Source organism: Pseudoalteromonas sp. SCSIO_11900, assembly GCF_000576475.1.
GTDB lineage: Bacteria > Pseudomonadota > Gammaproteobacteria > Enterobacterales > Alteromonadaceae > Pseudoalteromonas > Pseudoalteromonas tetraodonis.
The window spans coordinates 534,967-554,939 of the sequence record NZ_KK070023.1 but is presented as its reverse complement, the minus strand read 5'-3'; the positions used below and the strand labels follow the sequence as shown (position 1 = coordinate 554,939).

Below are 19,973 nucleotides of genomic sequence, written 5' to 3'. Positions count from 1 at the left end.
AACCTGTGGCTTAAAATTAGTGAAAATATGTTTAATTTAGTTAGCTTAGAATCTTAATATTGTTTTTATAATCTTCCTAGCATCTAATTTTTGTTTATTTTACAAAGTACTTGTTTTAGTTCAATGGTTGCTTTGCTATCAAGGTGGCGAACAAAACAGCGCTCTCCCTTAGTCACGAGCTCAAATTGATCTGGCATATTAAGTTGCTTGCCCATAATAGGGTTGCCCTGAGGATCTTTATGATTAAGTTGCTCAAGGGTAACTGTACTTGAGGTGACAAAAACATCGTCTGCTAATTGAACCTGCGAGCTATGCAGCAGCTGCGCAATTGCGTCGGCTACTTTAGCGCTATTAGGCTCAATTAGTAACGCATGTTGCAATTTAGGTGTGGGCTCTGAGCTTTGTGCTAAGCACCCACTTAAAAATAGCGAAATTGCAGTTATTGCTAATAAAATCTTCATTGCTTATCTCATGTTATCGCTAAGAATAATATTCTGTTTTAGTACAGTCTGAATTCGCGCGTCTTTTACTTCAGGCATATCGGTGGCGATAGTGGGCGCAAAACCGAGAACACTATTTATTGAGCTTGGGGCTGGGCAACTGCCGGTTGCTCTATAACTAAGTGCGGTATTAAGTAAGCCTTCACTTGCATCACCTAAGCGTTTGCTAAAGTCATCGGCAACAGCACAGCCTGCAATAAGTACGGGCTGGCGCGCATTATCAATGGTATTTTGCGGTGCAAAGCCATCTGAATATTCACCAAAACCTTTATTATTTTCGCCAGTAAATTGAATGGTAAAATAAGTAGTGTCGCAGTTATCGGTTGGGTAAAAGCCATACGGTTTACCACAGGTGCCAGCCCCTATCTGAATGATTTCAACATCGGCTCCGCGCAGCCCGTTAATTATAGCCTCACTGGCTGAGCAGGTACTGCTGGTGGTGAGTACAAATACCCGATCTAAATTTAACGTTGGTAATGGGGTGCCTGCAGCTATTGCAGGGTTATTTTCAAACCCGACAAAACGATTTGTAAAGGGCATGGGGGTCAGTGTTTGCCCTGTGATAGGGTTGGTATTGGGGTATTTATCGTTAAAAATAGTGCGTTCAAATATTTTGCCTTGGGTATTGTCACCTGCCACCATATAGCCTACTTGGCTGGCCATTTGTAACAAACCACCGCCGTTATAGCGCACATCAATGACTAAATCTTTAATGCTGCTGGCAGCGAGTTGGTTAAAGGCGTTGTAAAGCTGCGTTTCGGCTATCGCGTTGTGGCTATTAAATTGAAAGTAACCCACATCGCCGTTTGCTAAATCAGTACGTACGTTCATTACTGGTTGCGACTCGATATTTTGAGATGTGAGCGTAACAATGCGATTTTCATTAGTGCTGATATCCCTAAATACAAATTCGGTAACTTTACCTGTTTGTTCTGGGAATAAACCTGCGTTAATAATAGCTACCTCGCTTGATGAGGTCGTGTTAATAAAATCAACACCATCAACTTCTAAAAGCTCAAAGCCCCTAATAATATTTTGATTACTAGCAGGGGTATTTGGCTCGGTATAGCTAACAATTGCTTGGCGCGGCGCACTACCAGCGATTATTTTTATATTAAAGCCATAACCAAAGCTTAGGCCTGATTGATTTTGTCTTTGCCACTCATCGGTTGGCAAACTAAAGTGAAAGTTATCTTTTTTCGCACCCGACTCAGTCAATTGCTCCGTTTTTAAAGTATTAAAGTAATCAATGACGCCTGACGTTAATGCCGGATTAGTATCAATAATTTCGTCGTACCATAAGTAGGTTTCGTTACTCCAAGAGCGTAGCCAGTTTTTTTCATTAATTGCTTGGCATTGACCTTTAAATTGCCCTGAGCTAGCAAAAACACCAGAAGTCCAGCCACCGTTATTAGTTGTTGGATTGGTCGCATTGTCGCTGCCCCCACCGCCACAACCTGTTAATAAAGCGGCTAGCGATAAAGAGAGTAATGTGTATTTAAAAGAAGATGAGTTAAGAATGGCCATACGCATGCTCGTTTTTTAAACTGTTGAGCTAAATATAGCGGTTTTTATTTAGAGTTGATAGAGGCGCGCAGCATTTTTGTAACTCAAATGTTGCCATGTAAGATCATCGCTACATAGGCTTCGATAATGTTGCCATAACTCATTGTAGTTAATGTTAATTTGACACACGGGGAAGTTGCTGGCAAACATCACTCTTTGCATACCAAAATGCTTTAAAATATGTGTTAAACACTGCCTTTGCTGCTCGCTATTAAGCATGAGTAATTCAAAGCCTGAAAACTTCATCGCAACATTAGACTGTTGTGCGAGTAATTCAATGGCGCGTTGCCAGTTAGCAAGGTTGTGTGCAAGCCCTGCGTGATTAATGATGATTTGTAAGTCACTAACTTGGTTGGCATAAGAAATAAGTTGCTCGGTGATGTTGAGGTTTTCTATTTCAAATTGCGCTTCAAAATGCAGTTTTAAGTGGCTCAAGTGGCGCAGGTTATCGAGACAATGAGGGCTCAATAAGCGCGTGGCATCATGACCTTCAGTGATATCTCTAATGCCGATAAGGGATGAATGTTTTAGATATTTAAGTGCTAGTTTAAATGCGTTATTTGGCTGGTTAATTGTTGCAAAGCTAATCGCTTTGTAAGGTAGCCTTTTTATATGCTTTGCTAACCAGTTTAATTCATTAATAGGTTGCTCATTATCAAAGCCAGCTTCTATATGCACTAAACCAACGAGTTCAAAGTCCGTACTTTTGATTAGTTCAGCAACGCTAATCGGTTGTTTTATTTTATCTAAGTTAGGCCAAGCGGGTGGGTTAGCACCTTGCAGCCAGGTGTATTGACCCTCCAGCAAATTAAAAAAATGCACATGCGGGTCAATAATTTTAGTACTCATTGCGCTGTGTAACCGCCATCAATGCGTTGCAAACTGCCGGTAATAAAGCTGGCTTCTGGACTTACTAAAAAGTTTACCAGTGCTGCAACTTCATCGGCTTGGCCTAAACGATTAAGTGGTTGTAAAGCAGCTTCTTCGGCAACAATATCTGCCTTATTTGCGCCACTTTTTTTGCAGTATGCATCAATCGCATTATGAAATAACGGTGTTTCTATGGTGCCAGGACACACGGCATTAGTGCGAATATTAAAGCTTGCGTAATCTAAGGCGGTGGTTTTAGCCATCGAAGCCAGTGCATGTTTAGTCAGGTTATAAGCAAATGAGTTTTGTTTGCCAATAATGGCCTGATCTGAGGCAATTAACACAATAGCGCCATCTTGCTGTGCTTTCATGGCTGGTAATACGCTTTGTATAGCCGCGTACGCACCTTTAACATTCAGTGCCATTAACGCATCGAATGTCGCTTCATCGGTTTGCTCAATTGTGGCACTTAGGTGCTTGCCAGCATTTGAAACAAGTACATCAATGCGTTGTGTTTTTTCAATAATAGCCTGTATACACTGGCGTACGGCGGTTACATTACTAACATCACATTGATGAAAAACACCACTCTCACTGGGTTCAATATCTAGGTTATGAACCTGATAGCCGCTCGTTAATAATCGCTGAACCACAGCAAAGCCAATGCCTTTAGAGCCACCGGTTACTATTGCAACTTTTGACATACTTGTTCCTTTAATTAGCAATTAATGTGCGTGGCCGCAACCACCTTCAGCATGAACATGGCCGTGAGAAATCTCTTCGTTTGTTGCTTCTCGAACTGAGACAACCTCAACATCAAAAGTCAGCGTTTTACCAGCAAATGGGTGGTTTAAATCACAATCAGCATTAAAGCGGCCTACTTTTACAATGGTTACTTGGTGGCGACCTTGGTTTGATTGCACCATAGCAGTCATGCCTGGTTTCCATACTTTTACATCACCTTGAAGGTGCTTAAGCGGAATGCGCTGAATTAAGTCATCAACACGCTCACCGTATGATTCACTTGGAGATAACGTAACGCTAAATTTATCACCAGCGGCTTTACCTTCAAGTGCGGTTTCTAAACCTGGAAGCATGCCTTTGCTGCCGTGAATATAACTTAATGGCGCGTCGTTTAGGCTGCTTTCGATTTGTTCACCCGCTTCGCTTAGGGTGTAATGAAATTCAACGGCCGAATTTTTACAGATTTGCATGCTTGTCTCTTTGAGTTTTAAATTAATTAAAGGCAATTTTACGCGAAATACTGCGCTTTAGAAACTTAACGTGGATGATTTAATGTATTTTGTAAGTCGAGTAACAGGTCTTTTTTCGCCGGTGTAGTTTTAGGTGTCGCGGCTTGAGGTATAAATAAAACCAACTGAGTCCCAGGTTTTAATACGCTTGAGGCAGATAATTTATTCCAACGCGCTAAATCGCTATGAGCAACGCCGTATAACTGACTTATATTCCAAAGGTTATCACCGGGTTTTACGTGGTAATCTACCTCGATGGTTGGAATGATTTGCTCTTTTTGTTCTAGATAAGGGCTTATTTTATAGTTAATAGTGAGCGACTTAGGCAAAGTTTGCGGCTCCCCTAAAATAAGCTTTTCGCCAACGCCAATAAAGTTATTTTGCTTATTATTGAGCTGTTTTAATACTTCTAAAGGCAAGCCAAAATGCCTAGCAATACCGTACAGCGTGTCATTTTTCTTAACGATGTATTCGCCTGCAAAATTGGCTTTAAAAAAGCGGTTTTTTAATAAAGCTTGTTGCTCTATAGGTAATAACAGAGTGTGCGGTCCATGGGGAGAGCTTTGATTTTTTAAATAACCCCGATTAAGGGCATGCAGTTGTTTGGCGCCTATGCCAGAGAGCTTGGCCATAACTGAAAAATCAAACTGTTTTGCCACATTTAGCGAAGTAGTCAGTGCTTTATAAGGAAGCTTTGGCCGTTTAAATTTTGCCTTAGGGTGTTTCACTAAATAGCTCAGTGCTAATAGTTTTGGTACATAGTCTGCGGTTTCTTTTGGCAGTGTTAGTGCCCAAAAGTCAGTTGATTTACCTCGTTTTTGATTGCGTTTTATAGCGCGCTTAACTCGGCCTTCACCGGTATTATAGGCCGCAAGTGCATGTAGCCAATTACCATCAAAACGTTTATGTAAATAGCTTAAATAATCAAGTGCCGCATCGGTTGAGGCTAATACATCCTGGCGTCCGTCATACCATTGATCTGATTTAACCCCAAAATGATGCGCGGTTGCTGCAACGAGTTGCCACACTCCCACAGCGTGCTCGCTTGAGCGTGCGGTAGGTCTAAAGCCACTTTCTACAAATGGTAACAAGGCGAGCTCCATCGGCAAGCGCTTTTGCTCAACTTTTTTTACAATATGGTATAAAAAAGGCGCTGCACGTCGAGACACTATTTTTAAATAATTAGGCTGTTTTAAATACCAGTTAATGCGTTTTTTTAACGCCTGATTTTGCTCAACCGGTAAATGTAAGTTATCAGCAATATGTGCCCATAACTCTGTGGGTTGAGCTATTTCAGGGGCTTTGGCTGTGGCTTTTTTATTAATGACTTTGTGAGTGTTTTTAGAGGTCGGCGTATTTGATAATGCCGGTTTTGACTCTACAGGTGTGGGAACTGCAGGCGCAATGATCTCTGGCTGAGTGGTTTTACAGCTGCATAGCAATACAATGGCAAAGCATAAGATCAAGTGACGCATTTTGTTCCTTTTTAAAAAATATATTTCCATATTTTAACACAATCCATTGTGTTCAGTTATTGACTGTTTTTAGCGCGAAGTAATCCCGATTGCAAAAATAAGTGACTTGATTTTATATCAAGAGGTTCTTGTTGATAGGGTTTTAGTGCCTCGCTAGGGAAGTTTTTTTGTAATTGCTCAATACTGGCTTCAGGGTTGTTTTTAACATGCTCCGTAATTGCTTCTAAAAACGTGAGTGACTGTTTTAGTTTAACTTTATCGACTAAATCGCCATGTCCAGGAATAAAAAGTGACAGCGTATTATTATTTATATATTTTTTTAATAAGCGTTGCCATTGCTTAAGCTCGCCATGCCCAGGGTAAGGTAACCAATCGATGATATCACCACCAATTAAGGTTTTACTTTTGTCGGCAAGTAGTGTTAGATCGCCATTGGTATGTGCCTGATGCGGGTTTATAGTGAGTGTATAGCCACCTAAATCTAACGTTTTAGATTCACTAATACTCATTTTTGGTGGTGTTAATTGATAGTCTTGCCAGCGAAATAAGCGCTTTTTAGCGCGGGTAAGCTTTTCTCGCCATTGAACTTGCTCAGCATCGGGTAAGGTGGCTAATCGTTGATAGCTCAGCTCAATGCTTTTCTCGAATCCCTCTAGCTTGTCTGTTAAGGCTTGCTGGTAAAGCGAAAAGTCGTTAGCGACTTGTTGATGAGTAATAAGTTTTGCGTCTGGGAAGTAATGCTGCATAACCGCCATCCCCAGTAAGTGATCGTCATGAAAGTGGGTTGCAACTAAATAACACAAAGGCGTCTTTAGACGTTGTTTTAGCTCGGTTACCAGTTGTTCTACCACTGCAAAGTTACCACTGGCATCAACGAGTAATGCACATTCACTGCCTTCAATTAATACTTGGTTAGAATCGTAAAAACGAAGTCTTTCAGGTTGCTTAAGAAATTGAATATTAGCTGACAACGGTTGCCACTCAATTGCTGCCTCGCTTTTTGTTTGCATAAGCAAGCAAATTAAAGGCAGTAAGCACTTACCTATTTTTTGAGTTTTACTTAAAAATGGTTGCATCTTTATTTCTAGCTGTATTTTTGACGGTAAAAACAATAAAAGCGCAAAATGCGCTTTTATTTAGTGTGCTCAGAGTTTGAGCTTAAGTACTGACTCAATTTATCAATCAGTTGATCTTGATATTCAAGCTCAACTGATTTTTGAGTTTTCGCTTCAAGCAATTCGTGGCTTAAATTTAAGGCAGCCATAAGTAATGCTTTTTGATCGTTTCTGACTGTTGAACGTTGTTTCATTTGTTCAACTAAATCATTCAGATTTTTGGCGGCCGCTTTTAGTGCCTCTTCTTGCCCCGCAGGACAAGCAAATTGCTGCTCTTTACCAAGCAATTCAACAGTGACTCGCTGGTTTTGCAGCTCAGACATTAGCTTGCCTGTTGCGCGCTTTGTAATTTATCTAACAATGATGACAAGGTGGTACTTGCATCTTTTTGTTTTTCTTCATTTTCAAGGGCTTCTAACTGCAATAACTCATTTTCATCAAGTAGCTTGCTGTTTTGCTCTTTAAGCTCTGTAATATCAGTTTGTAACTGATTATTACGGGTAATTAGTTGGTCGATCAGTTGTTCGAGTTGTTGAAGAGTGTTGTTGTTCATAAATGCGCTCATATAACTGTAATTAATGTCATGCAAATGTAAAGCAAAGTGTGTTTATTTGCCAGCATTTACGCTGGTTTTAGGTGATTTTTATTCTATGTTAAGGGATAATTCACGTTATTGGCTTTTTCATTCAGAAGCGGTTCACGTAAACCCCCGCTTTTGCTGGTATCGACTGTCAAAGTAGTGTGCTTATGGTTCACTGATTTTATTAAATAGCGTATGGTGAAAATAAATAATGCTTAGTTACAGACACTCCTTTCATGCGGGTAACCCTGCTGATGTACTTAAACATTTAGTGTTAGCGCAAGTACTGGGTTATCAAACAATTAAAGATAAGCCGCTTGACTATATTGATACGCATTCGGGGGCTGGTTTTTTTGAGCTTGCTGCACCTGACGCGCAAAAAACCCAAGAGTACCAAGATGGCATTGAAAAACTGTGGCAACATACTAGCCAACACAGTGCCTTAAATGACTACATTGAGCTAATAAAATCATTTAATGAGAGCGCATCGCTGGCGTTTTACCCAGGCTCACCAAAAATAGCCGAGCACTTTTTACGCCGTCAAGATAAGGGCTGGTTTTTTGAGCTGCATCCGCGAGATTTAGTCTTACTTGAAGAAAACATGCAAGGTAAGCGCTCTATTCGTGTACGCGGCGAAAATGGATTTGCAGGCTTAATTGGTTTGTTACCGCCAGCTTCGCGCAGAGCCTGTGTGTTAATAGACCCACCTTATGAAATAAAAGACGATTACAATACGGTAGTACAAACCATTGTTAAAGCGCATCAACGCTTTGCAACAGGGACTTACATGATCTGGTATCCGGTTGTGGACAGAGAACGTATTGATAATATGGAGCAGGGTTTAATTGACGCGGGAATTAGAAATATTCAATTATTTGAATTAGGTACCGAAGCCGATACTGATGTACATGGTATGACTGCCTCTGGAATGATAGTGATAAATCCACCCTGGAAATTAAAACAAGCAATGGATGACGTGCTACCTGAACTAGTAAGCTTGTTGAGTAAGCCAAGTGGCTTTTATCGCAGCGAGCAGTTAGTTGCCGAATAAAAATAAATAAGCCTAGGGTCTGTTGACCTTTGCGGATTAAAATTTGTTCAAACTAGGGGCGGTTTAATCGCGGCGCGAGGTTTGTAACCTAGTGGGCTAAGTAAAAACCGAGCAACAAAGAGTAAATCGCCCTTAGGCAGAACCCTTCGGGCAGCGCCTGTTTGGCATTGATGCTGCGTTATCGCCTATTTATGGGGAATAACCACACCACATAGGCTCTGCCTTGCCTAAATACCAAACAGACTGCTGAAAATTTAACCTTGAAAGATCAACAGACCCTAGTTTAACTGGGCTTTATAGTGATCTGCTTAGATGCGGAGTATTGTTACGCTTAGTTAAAAGTAAACAGCGTTAAAGGTTGCAAGTTGCTTGCCTGCCTCATTTTGTAATACTAATTTTTCACCGTTAATTTGCCATTGCGTTGCTGCTTGCAACACACCCCCCATGGCGCTTTCTTGTTCCATATTTTCATGACACATTTTTTGCGTGGTAGCTAACTGCGTAAAAGTAACCGTTTGCTTCGATACTTCATAACCGCCATTAAAGTTATTGCACCCTAAAAAACCGTGCACAGTGTTGTCACTATTAAATTGAATAAATGGCTCTTTAGTATTCACTTCAACGGGATTGCCGTCGATTGAAACGGCTTTGAAGTAGGTATTCACTAAGTCAACGTCTGGCTTTGGCGCTACTTTTGAAACAATAATTTCTAAAGGCTCTGATGAGGCCGTATTAGCAAAAGGCGAGTTACTTGTTGTGCTGGTGTATAGTAAGTTTCCTTGATTATTAATGGTTGCGCGCACGCTGTAGCGATGGGCTGGATCAATTTTTTCAAGGTTGTATTCAAGCTCTACTTTATACGGAGGTGCGCCTACTAAATCAATTACCTGCTCAGAAATAACGGTTGCTGCTACATCCATTTTTGACACATCAACCAAGGTAACAGTTAGCTGTGAATTAGGCGCTAATAGGCTGCGATCTAGGTAGCTAACTTGTACTGGTAGAAAGGCTGTTGTTTGTTTCACAGCGCTATTTTGCTGTGTGGTGTCATCGTTACATGCGCTAAGCATAAGAGTGCCACTTGCTAAAAAACATAGGCCTGCAACCGACTTTAAGATTGCGTTTGGCTTTGGTGAGAACATAACAGTTCCTAGATATAATTACGGATATAAACAATAGCATACGGCTAAGTTACTTAATCATCGCTTAACTTGTAAATACAGCCAATACAGAAAGTTGAGATATAAAAAAAGACGCTAGGCGCCTTGATTCGTTACTTATTTTTTAACGTATTTAGTTAAAATTACAATACGTTGTCCATCAACACGCCCTTCAATATGTTCTGGGTTGCTGGTTAAGCCAATATTGCGCACAGCAGTACCGCGCTTTGCCGTTAAGCTGCTACCTTTCACATCTAAGTCTTTTATTAAGGTGACGGTATCGCCAGCTTGTAGCACTACGCCATTACTATCAATGTGTTTAATATCATCATCTTCAGCAAGCGCTTGCTGAGCCCATGTTAATGTGTCTTCTTCAAGGTAAATCATATCAAGTGCGTCTTGTGCCCAGCCATTATCGGCTGCTAGTCGTATCAGCATGCGATAAGCAACAACTTGTACCGCCGGTGTTTGGCTCCACATGCTGTCATTTAAACAATGCCAATGAGTAGGAGTTAAATCGCGGGTGCCCTCAATTTGATCTTTACATGTTTGACAGGTGTAAATGCATTTATCTGAATGAGCTTCGGTAACTGGAGGTACTTCGTATACAGTTAAGTTATCTGTTGCTGCGCAGAGTTCACATTGGTTGTTGCTACGCTCTATTAAGGCTTGTTCAATGCTCATATTAGGGGCTCTTGAGAGTTTATAAAAAATTTATAAACACATTATACCTTATAACCATAACCTTTGGGTATGCTCAGAGCGGCTGATAGCAGCAAAACCTTATAAAAAATAAGGTTAATAAAGGTTTTTATTTTATAAATATAAATTGTAACTCTTCACTAAGACAAACTATTTTCTAAGGATCTTTTTTAACTATTGGCTGATCCTGCCAATATGCCAAGCTAGAGCGATTACCCTATCGCTCTAGCTTTAATGAATTTAAACCGCATAAATATCACTGAAATAGTTGAGCAAACTAAAACTCAGTTACAAGAAAATAAAACAAGCAGCGGCACTGGTAAAGTCATCGGGCGCAGAAGGTATCATCAAAGCGGCATTACAAAACCCGCATCAAACTTTGCATGTTGATGAGACTGGCATTAATATTGGCGGTAAACGGCGATGGCTTCATGGTGCATCAACGACTTGGTGGACTTATTTTTATCCTCATGAAAAAAGAGGAAAAATAGCGATGGATGAGGGCGGTATTTTACCGCACTTTACCGGTGTGCTATGCCATGACCATTGGAAGCCATATTATCAATATACCCAATGCCAACATGCATTATGTAATGCTCACCACATCCGAGAATTAGGAAGGGCTTGGGAGCAAGACGGCATGCAATGAGCGAAGGATATGCAAACCTTACTTAAAGAAATGAATAAAGCTCAAATAGATAATCCCGACCTAGATAAAGGGGCTAAACAGAAATATCGTGATCAATATCAAAAAATATTGCTTCAAGGTGACGTTAAATGTCCACCACCAGATAAAAGTAGCCGAGTGAAAGGTCAGCGAGGCCGATTAAAGCGAACCCAATCCCGCGCATTATTGGAACGACTAAGAGATTATCAAGATGATGTTTTACGTTTCATGATGAGCACTGGCGTGCCATTTACCAACAACCAAGGCGAGAATGATATTAGGATGACCAAGGTTCATCAAAAAATACCGGGGTGTTTTAGAAGTAGGCAAGGAGCTGAAATGTTCTGCTTGCTGAGAAGCTATTTATCGACTTGCAGAAAACAATATGTATCTGCAAGCCTAGCCCTTGAGTTATTATTCAAAAATCAGCTGCCTGATATATTCATTTCAGATGAGGCTGAATAGTTACAAAAGCTTTTTATTTTAGGCTTAGTTGCTTGTTTTATATTCGAATTAAAATTGCAGCAAGTCTTTAAAGTTTCACTATACTGGTTAGGTATAACAATAAAATAACGTTTACATCACTGCAAAACAGGAAGGGTAATGCCAAATAATCCAGACGTAAAAAATTCATCTATTTTGGTCACTCAATATATTGCTAGGCAACCCATTTTTCATGCTGATAGAAGCATTTTTGCCTTTGAGTTACTTTATCGCGATTCAGTTAATAATGCCTTTCCTGCGGGAACAACCGACGGGCAGGCCACTGGGCGACTTTTTTTTAATGCGTTAATGCTGGTTGGGGTGGAAAAGCTGGCGCTTAATCAGACCGTGTTTATAAACCTATCTAGCGAAGGGCTTTTAGAGGATTTACCTACATTATTGCAGCCTGAAAATACTGTAATTGAAATTGTTGAGCGTACTGAAAATATCGAGCTTGTTACTCAACGAGTAACTGAGCTAAAAAAAGCAGGGTATGTATTTGCGTTAGATGATTATGACGCGCATAAAAAATGGCAACCTTTGCTCAATTTGGTTGATTATATAAAGCTTGAAGTAGAAGAGCCTATAATAAAAACCACCATGCTACTTAAAAAGCTCAAACGCAATCACCCTGAGGTTAAAATAGTGGTAGAGCGAATTGAAACCTATGACGAATTTAGGCAGCTTAAAGAGGCTGGATGCGATTACTTTCAAGGATTCTTTTTTGCACAGCCAGAAATGCTCAGTTACGGTAATGTTGAGCCGTTAAAAATGGCGGTTTTTGATTTATTGCGCTGCACATCTCGTCCTGACTTGGATTTTAACGAAATTAATCAACGTATTTCTAAAGATGTGGGTTTAACCGCACGTGTTCTCAAACTAGTTAATGCTCGCTCTGCTAATAAAAATTTAGTGATTACGTCAATTCCACAAGCGGTTGTGTATTTAGGGGAAGATTCTATTAGAAAGTTTGTACGAGTACTGGTGCTGAGCGAACTTGGCTCAGACAAGCCTAGTGAACTTACTCGTTTAGGCTTATGTCGAGCGCAGTTTATGCAAATAATTTTAGAGCCTGGCGGAAAAGTCATTGCAGAGCAAGGTTATTTAGTCGGCTTGATGTCGGTGCTTGATGCTATTTTAGATATGGAACTGGAAGCTATTGCCAAAGAGTTTAGTTTAGGGGCTGAATTATCTGGTGCATTATTAAGTTTTGAAGGCATGATGGGTAATTCATTGCATTTAGTCAAAGCGGTAGAAGAAGATAACTGGCAAATGGCTAAAAAGTTGTTAGAAACTATTCGCCCAGCCTCGAATATTGAGACCGTATTTAGCGCCATGTTGGATGCACGCCAGTATGCGGATGAGTTATTAGCCACCATTATTGAACAAGACTAACGCAAAGCGTTTGGGTATGATTGGCACATATTGATTTTACTTAGTACAACAGCATGCGTTTATTTTTACCTATCACGACTATTTTAATAGCCTTAGCTTTATTAATCCCCGGGGTGACTCAGCCAGTGCTGAGTATGGAAGGCAAAATTGATAAATCTAAACTTGCTCAAGCCGGTATTGAAATGCTGGCAGATGAAGGAAATCAAAACACCCGCAATATGCTAATGATGATCTCGAGTATGTTGGGATTAGACAAACTTGAAGGCGAGATCAGCGCTTATCAAAAAACGCGCAGTATTTGGGGCACCGTCAACGAACTGGCCGATAACAAAAACTACTTAGTGGCGATATTAGTGGCGTTTTTTTCAATAGTGATCCCAACAATTAAGCTGCTGCTTCAATTGTTTTATTGTGCACTGAAGGAGACTTCATTTAAGTACAAGCTTGGTAAAGTGATAATTGGCTTAAGTAAATGGAGTATGGTGGATGTGTTTGTTATTGCATTAATCGTGGCTTACATGGCTGGTAATGCAAACGCGAACTCAGAAGACTTACTAAATGTGCATGCTGAGTTTGGTACTGGTTTTTGGTATTTTACCGGCTATTGCCTGTTCGCTATTGCGGCTAGTAGCTTGATAAAGCCAGTGGTAAAAACCAGTTAATTATTGAGTTTTAAACGCAGTTACCATAAACTTTAAATGTCTATTTATTATTAGGTTAATTCATTGCAACGTATTTACTGTATTTTACTCACGCTAACTTTGCTACTCACTTTTGTGGGTCAAGCCGTTGCGTCTGTATCTATGGTATGTGATGTGCCGCATATGAACATGGCAACCCATGCATCGATGCAGCATAGTGAAATGGCGATGAGTGACGACACTGATACAACAACCATGTCTATGGATTGCTGTAGTGAGCAAAGCACGTTAACCCAAGATTGCAGTTGCCCGATGAGTGCTTGTAATTCGCATTCGGCCTTGCATGTAAACTCGCTATTTATAGCTTCCAAATTACCCCCTGAAAAAGTGCACCTTGCTGTCATGCAGCGCAAACCTAATTTTGCACGATCTCTTTATCGCCCTCCTATGCCTGCATAACCGCAGGATAGGTGTGTTTAAAATCTAGTCATTTAGCTTTTTGTCATCTATCTGCTTAAAAAATTAATCGTTTTTTATTTTTGAATTTTAAGTGGAGCAAGTGATGAATCACTTCGCAGTATTAAAAGCTGTTTTTGTGAGCAGCTTATTGAGCATTAGTCTCTCTGTACACAGTGCTGAACTGAGTTTAAATGAGGCAATTAACTATGCCTTAAACCATGAGCCTTGGCTTAAAGCCAGCAAACAAAAACAAACATCAATTGAAGCAAAAAGTATTGCCGCAGGTACCTTACCTGATCCTGTACTCACGCTAGGGTTAATGAACTTACCCACTAATGGTTTTGCTTTTGATCAAGAGAATATGACCCAATTTAAAGTAGGAATTAGCCAATCGTTAAGCCGAGGCGATAGTTTAGCATTGCAGCAAAAAGCACTGTCTCAGTCGGCTGCGGCAGAGCCTTGGATTCGTAAAGATAGGCTCGCGCAGGTAAAAACCACAGTGACCGAGTCATGGCTCAATGCGTTCAGAGCGCAGCGAACTATTGCACTTATTGAGCAGGACAAAGCCTTGTTTACTCAGCTAATCGATATTACCGAATCAAGTTATGTAAGCTCAGTGGGTAAAACACGCCAACAAGATATTATTCGTGCGCAATTAGAGCTAACCCGCCTTGAAGATAAACTAATGCAACTTGATCAACAGCTTCAAGGTGCTAAAAAGCGGTTAACACAATGGTTGCCCATCGACATGCTAAGCCAGCCTGTTGGTGAGGACTTTTCACAGGTTTCAGCGTTAAAAAACTACACGGAGTTAGAGTTTCAGCAATTAATGGCATTGCTATTAAAGCACCCCGCTATTATGGCGATTGATAATGCAATAGAGGCAAAGCAAACTCAAATCAGTGTGGCTGAGCAAGGCTATAAACCGCAAATTGGTGTGAATATGGGATATGGTTATCGTGATGATATGCCAATGGGGGGCTCGCGAGCAGACCTTTTCTCTGTGGGAGTGAGTATCGATTTACCGCTATTTACCGACAATCGCCAAGATCAACTCGTTAATGCCGCGATTGCTGATAGCGAAGAGGCAAAAACTCAAAAATTAATTGCCCTTAAAAAGCTACAAGGAATGTATTTTAAGGAAGTCAGCCAACTAACACGATTAAGTCAGCGAGCAGCGCTCTATAAAACTAAATTATTGCCGCAAATGGCCGAGCAATCCCAAGCGACCCTTAATGCTTTTACCCGCGATGATGGTAATTTTTCGGATGTGATGCAAGCGCGGATCAGCGAATTAAATGCCAAAATAGACGCACTTAATATTCACGTTGATCAAAAAATTATTATTGCACGGTTAAATTATTACGCCAGTGCTGATGACGCCAGCTTAAAGAACTTAACACAGCAGGAGCTAACCTATGAATACTAATTTAAAATTGTCATTGGTGGCTATATGCAGTGCAGCGCTGACGGCCGGGGTGTTATTGAGCTTGCCAGCTGAGCACACTATGCCAAGCGATAACAAAACCAGTAGTAAAAAAGAGCCGCTTTATTGGGTGGCACCAATGGACAGTAATTATCGTCGTGATGAACCGGGTTTATCACCTATGGGTATGGATTTAGTGCCTGTTTATGAAGAGTCAGACAGTGGTGAAAATGAAGGCCCCGGCAGTGTTAAAATTTCACCTACCGTGATTAATAACTTAGGTGTACGCACGGCACCGGTGGAGTTTGCAGTGCTGGAAAATGAAGTCAACACGGTAGGCTATGTACAATATAACCAAGATCAGCTCATTCATATTCACCCGCGGGTAGAGGGCTGGGTAGAGACATTGTATGTGAAGGCCGCGGGCGATCAGGTTAAACAAGATGAGCCACTTTATACCTTGTATTCACCGCAATTAGTCAATGCCCAAGAAGAGTTTGTTTTAGCGTTAAAGCGCAATAATCCGGTGTTAATTCGTGCGGCTAAAGCACGTTTAAAATCGCTTAATGTGTCTGAGGGTTTTATTTCACGCTTACAAAAAAGTCAGCAAGTGCTACAAAATATTACTTTTTATTCTCGCCAAGGTGGCGTTGTTGATGAGCTTAATATTCGTGAAGGGTTTTACGTTAAACCAGATACATCAATGATGAGTATTGCTCAGCTTGATGAAGTGTGGGTTGAGGCTGAGGTATTTGAACGCCAAGCTGAGCTGATCCGTGTTGGCTTACCGGTAACCATGACACTCGATTATTTAAGTGGTCAACGTTGGCAAGGGCAAGTGGATTATATTTACCCTACTTTAGATGCTAAAAATCGTACTTTACGAGTGCGTTTGCGCTTTAATAACCAAGGTCATCAGTTAAAACCAAATATGTTTGCGCAAGTGAGTATTCATAGCCAAAAAGCTGAAAAGCAGTTAATTGTGCCTAAAGAGGCGGTTATTCGCACTGGTAGCCAAAACCGCATTGTAATTGCGCTTGGTGAGGGGCGTTTTAAATCGGTTGAAGTAACCTTAGGGCGAAGCGATGCGACTCATACTGAGATTTTATCGGGTGTTTTGGCTGAAGATGAAGTGGTTACTTCTGCGCAGTTTTTAATTGATTCAGAGTCGAGTAAAAGCTCTGACTTTAAGCGTATGCAAGCACCTTCGCACAGCACAATGACAATGAGTGATAGTGCCCCAAGTATGGCTACTGTGAATGGAGTGATTAATAGCATAGACCCTAGCACGCGAGTTATGAATATTAGCCGTGAGGCGATTGAAAAGTGGGGGCGCGGACCTGCAACTATGGACTTTGTGTTAGCAAAAAATGTAACCATTGAGGCGTTTAAGCTAAATGATGAAGTTACATTTACCTTTAGTATTGAGCAAGGTGAGTTTGTGATCCATACAATGACTTCTGTGCATGCTATGCACAGTCAGCACGAGTAGGAGTGGTTATGATTACTGCAATTATTCGCTGGTCTGTTGTTAATCGTTTTTTTGTACTGTTACTGACCGCTATATTGATTGGTGGCGGCTTGTATGCTGTAAAAAACACCCCAGTAGATGCCTTACCCGATTTATCTGATGTACAGGTTATTATTAAAACATCTTACCCTGGGCAAGCGCCGCAAGTAGTGCAAGATCAGGTTACATTTCCTATAACCACGGCGATGTTATCGGTACCAGGGGCGCAAACAGTACGCGGTTTTTCGTTTTTTGGCGACTCCTATGTGTACGTTATTTTTGACGAAGACACCGATTTATACTGGGCACGAAGTCGTGTTCAAGAATATTTAAGTCAAGTATCTGCGCGTTTACCTAATACGGCAATTGCAGAGCTAGGCCCCGATGCCACAGGAGTTGGTTGGGTGTATTTATATGCACTCACTGATACCACAGGTAAGCACGATATTAGTCAGCTACGCAGTTTACAAGATTGGTTTTTAAAGTTTGAACTGCAAACTGTGCCCGGTGTATCCGAAGTAGCATCGGTAGGTGGCATGGTGAAACAATACCAAGTTAACGTACAGCCCGATAAGTTACGTGCCTATGGTATTCCGCTAAGCCTTATTCAAACTGCCATTAAGCAAGGCAACCAAGAAATGGGGGCATCAGTTGTTGAAATGGCAGAGGCCGAATACATGGTTACCAGCACTGGCTATGTAAAAAGTGTGGCTGATTTAGAAGCTATTCCTTTAGGTATAAACGCTAACGGTACTGCACTACAGTTACGTGATGTTGCTAATGTGCGTTTAGGTCCTCAAATGCGCCGTGGTGTTGCCGAGCTTAACGGCGAAGGCGAGGTGGCTGGTGGCGTAGTAGTTATGCGCTTTGGTGAAAACGCGCAAAAAACCATAGAGCTCGTCAAAGCTAAATTGGAGTCACTTAAAAAAGGCCTGCCTGAGGGGGTTGAAATTGTACCTGTGTACGATCGCTCTCATTTAATAAAAGACGCAGTTGATAACCTCACCTCTAAACTGACGGAAGAGCTTATTGTAGTGGCATTAGTGTGTGTGGTGTTTTTATTCCATGTACGCTCATCGTTGGTGGCTATTATTACCTTGCCTTTAGGCATACTCACCGCCTTTATTATCATGTATTGGCAAGGGATTAATGCCAATATCATGTCATTAGGCGGGATTGCTATAGCGATAGGTGCCATGACAGATGGTGCGATTGTGATGATTGAAAACATGCACAAACACATGGAGAAAAAGCCGCTGACCGATGAAAACCGCTGGCAAGTGGTGATTGATTCTGCCAGTGAAGTAGGGCCTGCATTATTTTTTAGCTTATTAATCATTACAGTTAGCTTTATGCCGGTGTTTATTTTAGAAGCTCAAGAAGGGCGAATGTTTGCGCCATTAGCGTACACAAAAACCTATGCAATGGCGGCTTCTGCCGGCTTAGCAATTACCTTAGTACCCGTACTGATGGGGTACTTTATTCGCGGTAAGGTGATATCTGAAAATAAAAATCCGGTAAACCGTTTACTGGTAAATAGTTATAAGCCACTGTTAAATATGGTGTTAAAGTTCCCAAAAAGCACCTTGTTGGTGGCACTGATTATTACTTTAGTGGGCCTTTATCCGGTAAATAAAATAGGCAGTGAGTTTATTCCACCTCTTGATGAGGGGGATTTAATGTATATGCCAACCACTTACCCTGGGATTTCTATTGGTAAAGCGCGCGAGCTATTACAGCAATCCGATAAGCTGATTGCCACTGTGCCCGAGGTAAAAACCGTATTTGGTAAAATTGGACGAGCGGAAACGGCAACCGATCCGGCACCACTGACCATGATTGAAACCTTTATACAGTTTAAGCCTAAAGATCAATGGCGCGAGGGCATGACCACCGAAAAGCTCAAACAAGAGCTGGATGCTTTAGTAAAGTTCCCAGGACTCACAAACGCTTGGGTAATGCCTATTAAAACGCGAATAGATATGCTGGCTACAGGGATTAAAACCCCAGTGGGTATAAAAGTCGCGGGGCCTAATTTGAATGAAATTCAAAAAATAGGTCAACAAATAGAGGTACTGCTTAAAGACTTTCCCGGTACGGCGTCGGTTTACTCAGAGCGAGTAGCGGGTGGGCGTTATATTAAGGTCGATATTAACCGCGAAAAAGCAGCGCGTTATAGTTTAAATATTGCAGATGTGCAGCAAGTGGTCGCAACCGCCATTGGGGGAATGAACGTGACTGAAACGGTTGAGGGTCAAGAGCGATACCCAGTTAATATTCGTTATCCGCAAGCGTATCGTGATTCACCAGAGGAGTTAATGCTACTGCCTATTGTAACCCCTGCTGGGCAACGTATTGCACTTGCCGACGTGGCTGATGTATACATTAGCGATGGCCCTCCTGGCATAAAAAGTGAAAATGCCCGTTTAAATGGCTGGAGCTTTATTGATATTAAAGATACTGACATTGGCAGCTATGTAGAAAGTGCTCAGCAGTTACTAAACGAGCAGCTAATTTTACCCGCAGGGTATTCTATAACTTGGGCAGGGCAATACGAATATATGGAGCGCGCTAAGGCGAAACTGAGTTATGTGTTGCCGTTAACATTAGCCATTATTGTGGTACTGCTTTACCTGAATTTTAGAAGCTTCACTGAAGTATTTATTATTATGGCGACATTACCACTGGCGATGATAGGTGGCATCTGGCTCATGTATTTAGAAGGCTTTAACTTCTCTGTTGCTGTGGGGGTCGGCTTTATTGCCCTTGCTGGGGTGGCCGTAGAAATAGGCGTTATTATGTTGGTGTATTTAAACCAAGCGTATAAAGCGCAGGTAGAGGCCGCCTCTCAATTAGGAAAAAGCATGAGTATTGAGCAGCTTAAGCATGCCATATTAGAAGGCGCCGGTTTGCGCGTTCGCCCTGTAATGATGACGGTAGCAACCATAGTGATTGGTCTGTTACCGGTGTTATATGGCACAGGCACGGGCAGTGAAGTAATGAGTCGAATAGCCGCCCCCATGGTTGGCGGTATGTTTAGCGCCATTGTTTTAACATTGCTGGTGTTACCCGCGGTGTATTTATTATGGCGAAAGCGAAATCTATAATTTTTACACTGGT

General features: G+C 41.3%; 18 protein-coding genes and 1 pseudogene. 8 read left to right on the top strand and 11 right to left on the bottom strand.

The window, feature by feature from the left end:
* Window positions 1-83 precede the first annotated feature (83 nt).
* The 9 genes from BG00_RS02550 to BG00_RS02510 all read right to left on the bottom strand — a co-directional run bounded on the left by BG00_RS02550 (window position 84) and on the right by BG00_RS02510 (window position 7,332).
* The gene (locus BG00_RS02550; protein WP_036980330.1) at window positions 84-461 is read right to left on the bottom strand and encodes a hypothetical protein; all 378 of its coding nucleotides are present in this window, start codon (window positions 459-461) and stop codon (window positions 84-86) included.
* A gap of 3 nt (window positions 462-464) precedes the next feature.
* The gene (locus BG00_RS02545; protein ID WP_036980327.1) at window positions 465-2,027 is read right to left on the bottom strand and encodes a S41 family peptidase; all 1,563 of its coding nucleotides are present in this window, start codon (window positions 2,025-2,027) and stop codon (window positions 465-467) included.
* A 48-nt stretch (window positions 2,028-2,075) separates the two neighbouring features.
* Window positions 2,076-2,915 (bottom strand): amidohydrolase family protein, encoded by an 840-nt coding sequence (locus BG00_RS02540; protein ID WP_036980324.1) that lies wholly within the window; start codon window positions 2,913-2,915, stop codon window positions 2,076-2,078.
* A complete protein-coding gene (locus BG00_RS02535; RefSeq protein WP_013466010.1) occupies window positions 2,912-3,640 on the bottom strand; it encodes an SDR family NAD(P)-dependent oxidoreductase in 729 nt (242 codons plus the stop codon). The genes BG00_RS02540 and BG00_RS02535 overlap by 4 nt, the downstream gene beginning before the upstream one ends.
* A 21-nt stretch (window positions 3,641-3,661) precedes the next feature.
* Complete coding sequence (locus BG00_RS02530) at window positions 3,662-4,150, bottom strand: FKBP-type peptidyl-prolyl cis-trans isomerase (protein WP_036980322.1); 489 nt, start codon at window positions 4,148-4,150, stop codon at window positions 3,662-3,664.
* Between the two features lie 65 nt (window positions 4,151-4,215).
* A complete protein-coding gene (locus BG00_RS02525) occupies window positions 4,216-5,664 on the bottom strand; it encodes a transglycosylase SLT domain-containing protein (protein ID WP_036980321.1) in 1,449 nt (482 codons plus the stop codon).
* Window positions 5,665-5,720: 56 nt separating this feature from the next.
* Window positions 5,721-6,740, bottom strand: coding sequence for an MBL fold metallo-hydrolase (locus BG00_RS02520; RefSeq protein WP_036980318.1), 1,020 nt, complete (start codon window positions 6,738-6,740; stop codon window positions 5,721-5,723).
* 56 nt (window positions 6,741-6,796) lie between these two features.
* Complete coding sequence (locus BG00_RS02515; protein ID WP_013466007.1) at window positions 6,797-7,102, bottom strand: cell division protein ZapA; 306 nt, start codon at window positions 7,100-7,102, stop codon at window positions 6,797-6,799.
* Window positions 7,102-7,332, bottom strand: a complete 231-nt coding sequence (locus BG00_RS02510) for a hypothetical protein (protein WP_008113449.1) — start codon at window positions 7,330-7,332, stop codon at window positions 7,102-7,104. Before BG00_RS02510 ends, BG00_RS02515 begins: the two co-directional genes overlap by 1 nt.
* 238 nt (window positions 7,333-7,570) lie before the next feature.
* Here BG00_RS02510 and BG00_RS02505 point away from each other — a divergent pair, with 238 nt between their 5' ends.
* Window positions 7,571-8,410, top strand: a complete 840-nt coding sequence (locus tag BG00_RS02505) for a 23S rRNA (adenine(2030)-N(6))-methyltransferase RlmJ (protein WP_036980316.1) — start codon at window positions 7,571-7,573, stop codon at window positions 8,408-8,410.
* 335 nt (window positions 8,411-8,745) lie between these two features.
* Here the strand turns inward: BG00_RS02505 and BG00_RS02500 are convergent, their stop codons facing one another.
* A complete protein-coding gene (locus tag BG00_RS02500) occupies window positions 8,746-9,552 on the bottom strand; it encodes an META domain-containing protein (protein ID WP_036980313.1) in 807 nt (268 codons plus the stop codon).
* A gap of 135 nt (window positions 9,553-9,687) precedes the next feature.
* Window positions 9,688-10,254, bottom strand: coding sequence for a PhnA domain-containing protein (locus BG00_RS02495; protein WP_036980309.1), 567 nt, complete (start codon window positions 10,252-10,254; stop codon window positions 9,688-9,690).
* Between the two features lie 319 nt (window positions 10,255-10,573).
* Between BG00_RS02495 and tnpC the strand changes: the two are divergent.
* The 7 genes and pseudogenes from tnpC to BG00_RS02460 form a co-directional block, all read left to right on the top strand.
* Window positions 10,574-11,404: pseudogene (tnpC, locus tag BG00_RS17260) on the top strand (IS66 family transposase); the annotation flags it as partial.
* 138 nt (window positions 11,405-11,542) lie between these two features.
* Window positions 11,543-12,817, top strand: a complete 1,275-nt coding sequence (locus tag BG00_RS02485; RefSeq protein ID WP_036980305.1) for an EAL and HDOD domain-containing protein — start codon at window positions 11,543-11,545, stop codon at window positions 12,815-12,817.
* A 53-nt stretch (window positions 12,818-12,870) separates the two neighbouring features.
* The gene (locus tag BG00_RS02480) at window positions 12,871-13,479 is read left to right on the top strand and encodes a paraquat-inducible protein A (RefSeq protein ID WP_036980303.1); all 609 of its coding nucleotides are present in this window, start codon (window positions 12,871-12,873) and stop codon (window positions 13,477-13,479) included.
* 63 nt (window positions 13,480-13,542) lie between these two features.
* A complete protein-coding gene (locus BG00_RS02475) occupies window positions 13,543-13,917 on the top strand; it encodes a hypothetical protein (protein ID WP_036980302.1) in 375 nt (124 codons plus the stop codon).
* A gap of 103 nt (window positions 13,918-14,020) precedes the next feature.
* Window positions 14,021-15,346: a TolC family protein gene (locus BG00_RS02470; protein WP_036980301.1), complete on the top strand. Its 1,326-nt coding sequence runs from the start codon at window positions 14,021-14,023 to the stop codon at window positions 15,344-15,346.
* Entirely contained in the window at window positions 15,336-16,835 is a 1,500-nt protein-coding gene (locus tag BG00_RS02465; protein ID WP_036980294.1) for an efflux RND transporter periplasmic adaptor subunit, read from the top strand. The genes BG00_RS02470 and BG00_RS02465 overlap by 11 nt, the downstream gene beginning before the upstream one ends.
* 8 nt (window positions 16,836-16,843) lie before the next feature.
* Complete coding sequence (locus tag BG00_RS02460) at window positions 16,844-19,960, top strand: efflux RND transporter permease subunit (protein WP_036980293.1); 3,117 nt, start codon at window positions 16,844-16,846, stop codon at window positions 19,958-19,960.
* Window positions 19,961-19,973: the final 13 nt, after the last annotated feature.

Bases quoted from the DNA above. Each gene is read 5' to 3' on its own strand.
- BG00_RS02510 (WP_008113449.1), bottom strand. From the start codon at position 7,332: ATGAACAACAACACTCTTCAACAACTCGAACAACTGATCGACCAACTA.
- BG00_RS02520 (WP_036980318.1), bottom strand. From the start codon at position 6,740: ATGCAACCATTTTTAAGTAAAACTCAAAAAATAGGTAAGTGCTTACTG.
- BG00_RS02550 (WP_036980330.1), bottom strand. From the start codon at position 461: ATGAAGATTTTATTAGCAATAACTGCAATTTCGCTATTTTTAAGTGGG.
- BG00_RS02485 (WP_036980305.1), top strand. From the start codon at position 11,543: ATGCCAAATAATCCAGACGTAAAAAATTCATCTATTTTGGTCACTCAA.
- BG00_RS02505 (WP_036980316.1), top strand. From the start codon at position 7,571: ATGCTTAGTTACAGACACTCCTTTCATGCGGGTAACCCTGCTGATGTA.
- BG00_RS02540 (WP_036980324.1), bottom strand. From the start codon at position 2,915: ATGAGTACTAAAATTATTGACCCGCATGTGCATTTTTTTAATTTGCTG.
- BG00_RS02480 (WP_036980303.1), top strand. From the start codon at position 12,871: ATGCGTTTATTTTTACCTATCACGACTATTTTAATAGCCTTAGCTTTA.
- BG00_RS02535 (WP_013466010.1), bottom strand. From the start codon at position 3,640: ATGTCAAAAGTTGCAATAGTAACCGGTGGCTCTAAAGGCATTGGCTTT.
- BG00_RS02495 (WP_036980309.1), bottom strand. From the start codon at position 10,254: ATGAGCATTGAACAAGCCTTAATAGAGCGTAGCAACAACCAATGTGAA.
- BG00_RS02465 (WP_036980294.1), top strand. From the start codon at position 15,336: ATGAATACTAATTTAAAATTGTCATTGGTGGCTATATGCAGTGCAGCG.
- BG00_RS02460 (WP_036980293.1), top strand. From the start codon at position 16,844: ATGATTACTGCAATTATTCGCTGGTCTGTTGTTAATCGTTTTTTTGTA.
- BG00_RS02515 (WP_013466007.1), bottom strand. From the start codon at position 7,102: ATGTCTGAGCTGCAAAACCAGCGAGTCACTGTTGAATTGCTTGGTAAA.
- BG00_RS02525 (WP_036980321.1), bottom strand. From the start codon at position 5,664: ATGCGTCACTTGATCTTATGCTTTGCCATTGTATTGCTATGCAGCTGT.
- BG00_RS02470 (WP_036980301.1), top strand. From the start codon at position 14,021: ATGAATCACTTCGCAGTATTAAAAGCTGTTTTTGTGAGCAGCTTATTG.
- BG00_RS02545 (WP_036980327.1), bottom strand. From the start codon at position 2,027: ATGGCCATTCTTAACTCATCTTCTTTTAAATACACATTACTCTCTTTA.
- BG00_RS02530 (WP_036980322.1), bottom strand. From the start codon at position 4,150: ATGCAAATCTGTAAAAATTCGGCCGTTGAATTTCATTACACCCTAAGC.
- BG00_RS02500 (WP_036980313.1), bottom strand. From the start codon at position 9,552: ATGTTCTCACCAAAGCCAAACGCAATCTTAAAGTCGGTTGCAGGCCTA.